This window comes from Tardiphaga sp. OK246, assembly GCF_900188215.1.
Classification (GTDB): Bacteria; Pseudomonadota; Alphaproteobacteria; order Rhizobiales; family Xanthobacteraceae; genus Tardiphaga; species Tardiphaga robiniae.
The window spans coordinates 306260-312694 of sequence record NZ_FZOX01000007.1; the positions used below are offsets into that span (position 1 = coordinate 306260).

Consider the following 6435-nt stretch of genomic DNA (forward strand, 5'->3'; position numbering starts at 1 on the left):
AGATGCTCGAAACGCTCGGAGGCAGTGCCTACCGATTACGCGTTGATCGCTTGGATGGCATTTAAGCTTCAAGGGGCCGCGCCTGTGGAATGCTCCTGCGTCGCCAGTCAGATTGAATGAAGAGGTATGTCGATGTTTCGCTCGGTTGGGATTGGTTTCGCATTGGCTTCGGTCGCACTGGCCGGAGGAGCGTTCGCCCAGGCTCTGGACGGCAAACTGCCTGTCACCGTCGATAATTTTGCCCGCGCCGAGACCGACCGCTACCTCGCGGTGAATGCAACGGCCATCGGCGGACTCGGCAAATTCCAACACTCGCGGGAGCCTGTATCCATCGACAAACAAGCAGTGATCCGAATGAACCGGGATACGCTGTACTCATTTGCGGTGTTTGATCTTGCTGGCGGGCCCGTAACGCTCTCGCTGCCCGACACGGGCAAGCGCTATATGTCGATGATGGTGGTCGATCAGGACCACTACCTGCCAATCGTCGCCTATGGCACGAAGCCGGTGACGCTGACGCAGAAATCAGTTGGTACGCGATACGCCTTTGTCGCTGTCCGAACGCTGGTTGATCCCAACGATCCAAAGGATCTCGCCGAGGTTCACAAACTTCAGGATGCCATCAAGGTCAGCCAGAAGAAGATAGGCACGCTGGACCTTCCAAACTGGGATCAGGAGAAGCTAACCGACATCCGCAATGCGCTGCTCGCGCTGGCAAAATATCAGACGTCGTATCACGGTGCATTTGGAGCCCATGGCCAGGTCGATCCGATCCAGCACTTGATTGGCACGGCCTCCGGTTGGGGTGGCATTCCGGAAAAGGACGCCATGTATCCGAGTTTCACTCCCGCGAAGAACGACGGCAAAACGGTCTACACCCTCGATGTGCCAAAGACCGTGCCGGTGAAGGCTTTCTGGTCGATCAGCGTCTACAACGCAAAAGGCTTCTTCGAGAAAAACGCCTACAATGCCTATTCGATCAACAACATCACCGCGAAGAAAAATGCGGACGGCTCGGTCAAGGTCCAGTTCGGCGGCTGTGACGGCAATATCCCGAACTGCCTGCCGATCGTTGAGGGCTGGAACTACACCATACGGCTTTATCGCCCCGAACAGCCCATCGTCAGCGGCAAGTGGAAACTTCCGGAGGCCAAGCCCTTGAACTGAGCCTCACGATCTGGCGGTGCTGACGCAGATCGAGAGCACCCGTAGTCCGGTCGCTCGCGCGCACCTATTTGCGCTGGCGGCTGACGCGGAACCCCATCGCGGTGTACAAGCCCGCCTCGAGCGCCGTCGGCCTCTATCAGATGATAGGCCCCCTTCCGCGAGGAATGCGAAAAGATCAGTGGGTGACATTCAGAGTATACGTTTGGCCTGTCTTTGGCCAATCGGCAACGTTCGAGCCATGGCGGTTTTCCCAAAAACTGATTTATAACTACGATATCTACATGCGGGAGAGCGCTCCACCACGAAATGCTCGCCGACCTTCGCGCACGAATTTCCGAACTTCCCACTGTGCAGATGGTCGTCGATTACAATGCGGCATCGGCGATGGGGCAACGTTAGGAGCAAAGCGTCCTAGTGCTGCATATCGGCCAGTTCCTCCACGAGCACGCGAACATTCTCGCTGTAGTCCACCGGCACCACCACGAGGTGGAGGCCACCGGCCGCGAAGGCCTTCTCCAGTGTCGGTGCCAGACCGCCCGCCTCGGTCACGCGATGACCTTGGGCACCGTAGGACTGCGCGTAGGCAACGAAATCCGGATTGCCGAACGTCATCCCCGCATCGGCGAAGCCGTCGACGGCCTGCTTCCACCTGATCATCCCGTAGGCGTGATCCTCGATGACGAGCACGACGAGATCGAGCTTCAGACGCTGCGCGGTCTCCAGTTCCTGCGAATTCATCATAAAACCGCCGTCGCCGGCGACAACGAGCACACGGCGCTTCGGATTCAGCAACGCCGCCATCATGCCCGACGGAAGCCCCGCTCCCATCGTCGCAAGCGCATTGTCGAGCAGCAGCGTGTTGGCGACGTCCGTGCGGTAGTTACGCGCGAACCATATCTTGTACATCCCGTTGTCCAACGCGACGATGCCGTCGGGTGGCATGACCTGGCGGACGTCGTGGACGATCCGCTGCGGGGTCAGCGGAAAGCGGTCTTCGTTGGCCCGGTCGCCGATGTGGCGCAGGATATCCGCGCGCACGCCGTCCCACCGCGTGGTCTGCTTGAGCTCCCCATCGAGCTCGGCCGCCAGCATGTCGAGACCTTTCGCAATGTCGCCGATAAGTTCAGCTTGCGGGTAGTAAACCTCCTCGACCGTCGCTGGCGTGAAGCCGATGTGAAGCACCTGATGGCGGCCACGCCCCATGATGAATGGCGGCTTTTCGATGGTGTCGTGGCCGATGGTGATGATCAGGTCGGCGCAGTCGATCGCGCGATGGACGTAGTCGCGTTCACTCAGCGCCGCCGTGCCGACATAGTAGTCGGACGCCCCGCCGACGGCCCCCTTCCCCATCTGCGTGTTGAAGAATGGGATCTTCACCCGGCGGACGAATTCGGAGAGCGCGGGTGCGAGCCTGGGCCTGCTGGCACCGGCACCGAACATGAGCAACGGGCATTTCGCCGAGAGGATGAGCTCAGCCGCCTTCCGGACGGCGTCCATCGAGGGCGCCGGGAGATCGGTCGGGTGGACCGGGACGGCCGAAACGCCGGACACCTTCTCCGCCGCGACATCTTCCGGAAGCTCCAGGTGCACGGGTCCGGGACGCTCCTCCATCGCAATCCGGAAAGCGTTCCGGACGACAGTCGCGATGGAAGACGCACTTACGATCTGCTGCGACAGTTTCGTGAGCGGCTTCATGCTCGCGACGACGTCCACGATCTGGAAGTGCGCCTGTCGGCTGGCGTGGATCGCCTTTTGGCCAGTGATCAGGACCATCGGCATGCCTCCCAGGAGCGCATAGGCAGCCCCTGTCGAGAGATTCAGGGCTCCGGGCCCCAAAGTGCTGAGGGCGACACCAGGCCTCCCTGTGAGGCGCCCGTGGGTCGCAGCCATGAAGGCGGCGGGCTGCTCGTGACGCGTGACGACCAGTTCGATGGAAGACTTGCGCAAGCTCTCGACGACGTCGAGGTTCTCCTCGCCGGGGACGCCAAAGATGCGGTCGACGCCCTCGTTTTCGAGAGCCGCCACCAGCAGATCGGAGCCTTTCATTTCGCGGTCCTCGTTATTCATCGTCAAGCTCCTCCGTTTGCCCATTAGCATATTAGACAAACAGGTCCATTTAATGAAACGTTTGGTGGACGCCTGCGGCGCGCCCTTCACAGATTGCCAGGAAGCTGTTGGGGACAGCCTCGGCAAAATGGGTAAAGAGGCGCGATTGTTGTTCCGTCATTGTGCGATTTTTGTCCAAGGAACAAGAACCGGTCAATCGACTTCAGCTTGTTCGGGGCATGAAACGAACGAGGAAAATATGAAGAAGATGTTGATAGCAGCTACGGCGGCAACACTGATGATCGCTCCTGCCGCTATCGCACAGAGTGGAGCAAATCTGAGCGCGCCTCAGGTCAATTCCGCAGGCAACGGCGTTACACAGCCCGGCACGACAAGCACGGGCACGGCAATTGATCGCCCGACATCGAGCACTCCACACGCTGCAGGATCGCAGACTGGCAACAATGCGAGCTCCCTTAGTGGATCGAACGCAGCGACGGGCACGACTGGGTCCAATAGCTCTGCCGAAGGTCGCACTTCCGGTGGTGGTGGCGGCGCAGGCGGCGGTGCCGGTGGCGGCGCGGGTGGTGGGAACTAGTTAGATGGATGTACTGAGCTAGGCGATCGGGGGCTCCGGAAATAATCGCCGGGGCCCTGCGTCTGCCTTCAGGCTTATTGGCCATACTTCAATAACACTTGCCGACATGCTTTCGAAATCCGCGGCCTATTCTGTTGAAGGCACGAGAGCACCATCATGTCCCCACCCTGTATCGCTTGGGCGCAATAGCGCTTCACGCTGGCACGACAGGCTGCCTGATCCTCTGGTGTCCCACTTTGCGCGAAGGCTGTGCCTGATAACGCTATCGCAGCGGCGAGTAGGTAGATCGAACGTATCATAGCGGCTCCCATCTGGCGCTCGATAACAGACCGTTCCTACCTCTGTTCCTCGCGGCCACCCGTCGGACAATGTATTGCACCAATTGAGAAGCATCGTCGGACTGGAACAGCTGCGGCGTACGTCGACTTCACCTGCACCGCAGTCACCCGGTCGGCTGCGGCAAGCTAAAAAACTCAACTCAAATCCACTGTGGGTCTGATAGCAGGAGAGCACTGACGGAATCCAAGTGATACAATGCGTACTTGATCGCGCAGCGAGGTGCCATGAGCGACAATCTTACAAACGATGGAACAGTCTTCATTGATGGTATACAGGCCGGCCCAGTCTTTTACTGGCTTACGCTCGTAGAAGAGACAGGGTCGGTAATTGCTGAAGGCTGCATTAGCGCGTCGGAGGAGCTCATGCTGAGGATCGCAGCTTCCGAACAGGTCAAACTCCAACTTGATGAGGGACCGACCTTCTCCTTGGAAATAGAGGGCGGCGCCAGCGGCACGCGATGGATCCGACTATCTAAGCTCTGAGCCTAGAACGAATCCGATCACTGGTGGCTCCAACCTCTATGCCGAGACGCCATTGTCGAGCAGGCTTTTCTCACCCTTCGGCGTGAGCTGATAAAAGTCGCCGTCCTTCTGAACATATCCGTCCAGCACCAACTCTTCAGCCTTGGCTGTATCGTCAAAAGCGAAGGCGTTATCGATTTCCCGCAGAACCATCAGTTGATCGTCTGTAAGCATGGGAACCTCCGTTTCCATGGCAACCACGCAACGCGCAGCTTGTTCCTATTTGCGATGTCACGCTGAAGACCTTGTCGCTTCCGCCTCCGCACGTTGTCGTTTGCGCGTCTCTCGCGTTGTGGGCAATGAGATCCCCAATCGGTTCGCTTGACGTCTGACAGACTGCACATTACGTTTCATGGCCGCAGCAATTTTGATCGGCGATGCACCCGCGTTAGCCATGGCTTTAAGTTTTTCACTTTCTTCGGCCGACCAAGGCCGGATTAGCGGCATCATCACTCCTACTCCACCACTCGAAGCGGCGTCTTTTCCCTATGGCGCTCGTAGGCTGCAATCGCCTGGTTCGACAGCAGCAGAGGACTGACGACCCCCTGCCCGATCTGGTACGCGACGTACTTCCCGATAAATTCAAACGCTTCTTGCGGATCGCGCAAGCGCCCAACCCCCGCCAAGTAATCCAGCGCGATCTTTAAGGATTGCTCGTGCAGGGATTCCGTTGACTGGCTCAGGCTGCCAACTCCTTGCGAACGGCGGCGGCTGAGTTGCCGACCTTGTCGACCGTCTTCTGCAGCTTGTCTTTGTCCACGCCGAGCTCCTTGGTCCAATACTTGACCTCATGCGCCTCGTGCATGTTGATCTTGCTACGATCGGGTTGCCCCCTGTTCTTCAGATCGTCCATGGCATCCTCCAGTGTTTGATGCCTAAAGAAACGCATTTCTGACTTCCTTGTTCCGGCGCGGCAGTGTGGCGGCCGCCGCAGTAGGTCGGAAAGTCGAACTACCTTTTGCTATTCGCCGCGCCTCTTCGCGGTACTTATGCCGGCCTTCTAAAGGGACGAGGTGTCTCTTTGCCGCTTGATCTGCACGAATGAACTTTGGGTTGAGTGGCGGGTTGAGAAGTATGCCCAAGCGCACGCGGACATCGGCCCCTATGGGGCTTCAACCTTCCCAGTCGGAATCCTGCTCGCAGATGATGCCGGCAATGCCGATGGCCGGAAATTCGAAGACCGGCCCATTTCGTCCTATCAAGAAATCGGCGAGCGACAAGGAGCGTGCTCACTTTGCGAAAGCGACGCTCCGTAAATCATTGCAGAAGCAGCGAGCTATGCAGCGCGCCTAGCTGTTGCGCTGAAGATCGTTCTGCCGAAGGAACGAGAGGCCATGCACCGTAAGGCGGTGATGATCGGTCTCCCCCTCACTGTGCAGTTGGTCAAGATGCTGGGAAAGCTGGGCGCGGACGCCAGGTGCTTCCGAATGTCCTGAGAGGGCGCCATAAATATCGATGGCGCGGTCGACGGCCGGGATGTTCATGGCGAGCTTTCTGATGGCCACAGCCACCGTTCACCGTCGCCATGTGCGACAGTTGTAGGATTAAAGTCCCGTACTTTCGATCGTTCCCGACGTTTCTCAATTCTCGGTCGTATCCAAGGAGGATCTCACTGCATGGTGGATCGAGTTGGCATTCAGCCAGTCCTCGTTGTCTGCAGCTGAGATCCAGTAGTGTGCCATCTGTAAAAGCCGGAGAGCTTCAGCCTGGTCCGTGGCTTCTTTTGCCTGTCTCGCTGCATCGGATGCCATCAACCGAAACGAC

At 58.4% G+C, this 6435-nt stretch carries 10 protein-coding genes; 3 read left to right on the plus strand and 7 right to left on the minus strand.

All coding sequences use genetic code 11. The features are described from left to right. Positions 1-126 precede the first annotated feature (126 nt). Positions 127-1167 (plus strand): DUF1254 domain-containing protein, encoded by a 1041-nt coding sequence (locus tag CHC01_RS27765; protein ID WP_210421718.1) that lies wholly within the window; start codon positions 127-129, stop codon positions 1165-1167. Positions 1168-1578: 411 nt separating this feature from the next. Here CHC01_RS27765 and CHC01_RS27775 read toward each other — a convergent pair whose 3' ends face one another. After that, positions 1579-3234, minus strand: coding sequence for an acetolactate synthase large subunit (locus CHC01_RS27775; RefSeq protein WP_089267564.1), 1656 nt, complete (start codon positions 3232-3234; stop codon positions 1579-1581). A 52-nt stretch (positions 3235-3286) separates the two neighbouring features. On the opposite strand from CHC01_RS27775, the gene CHC01_RS32085 reads away from it, so the two are divergent. Further along, positions 3287-3811 carry a hypothetical protein gene (locus CHC01_RS32085; protein ID WP_141137188.1) on the plus strand — a complete coding sequence of 175 codons (525 nt, stop codon included), beginning with the start codon at positions 3287-3289 and terminating at the stop codon, positions 3809-3811. Positions 3812-3885: 74 nt separating this feature from the next. Here the strand turns inward: CHC01_RS32085 and CHC01_RS27780 are convergent, their stop codons facing one another. Then, a complete protein-coding gene (locus tag CHC01_RS27780; protein ID WP_349636632.1) occupies positions 3886-4122 on the minus strand; it encodes a cysteine rich repeat-containing protein in 237 nt (78 codons plus the stop codon). A gap of 252 nt (positions 4123-4374) precedes the next feature. On the opposite strand from CHC01_RS27780, the gene CHC01_RS27785 reads away from it, so the two are divergent. After that, positions 4375-4632: a hypothetical protein gene (locus CHC01_RS27785; protein ID WP_089267565.1), complete on the plus strand. Its 258-nt coding sequence runs from the start codon at positions 4375-4377 to the stop codon at positions 4630-4632. 36 nt (positions 4633-4668) lie between these two features. On the opposite strand, the gene CHC01_RS32790 is transcribed toward CHC01_RS27785, so the two are convergent. From CHC01_RS32790 to CHC01_RS32885, 5 genes are all read right to left on the minus strand, one after another. Further along, positions 4669-4845, minus strand: coding sequence for a hypothetical protein (locus tag CHC01_RS32790; RefSeq protein WP_175365843.1), 177 nt, complete (start codon positions 4843-4845; stop codon positions 4669-4671). 281 nt (positions 4846-5126) lie between these two features. Beyond that, a complete protein-coding gene (locus CHC01_RS32795) occupies positions 5127-5279 on the minus strand; it encodes a hypothetical protein (protein ID WP_175365842.1) in 153 nt (50 codons plus the stop codon). A gap of 71 nt (positions 5280-5350) precedes the next feature. Then, positions 5351-5524, minus strand: a complete 174-nt coding sequence (locus tag CHC01_RS27795) for a DUF3606 domain-containing protein (protein WP_089267567.1) — start codon at positions 5522-5524, stop codon at positions 5351-5353. A gap of 436 nt (positions 5525-5960) precedes the next feature. Then, complete coding sequence (locus CHC01_RS32095) at positions 5961-6155, minus strand: hypothetical protein (protein WP_089268093.1); 195 nt, start codon at positions 6153-6155, stop codon at positions 5961-5963. Between the two features lie 96 nt (positions 6156-6251). Then, positions 6252-6435, minus strand: a 184-nt coding sequence (locus tag CHC01_RS32885; protein WP_210421719.1) for a hypothetical protein, incomplete at its 5' end; no start/stop codon positions are given.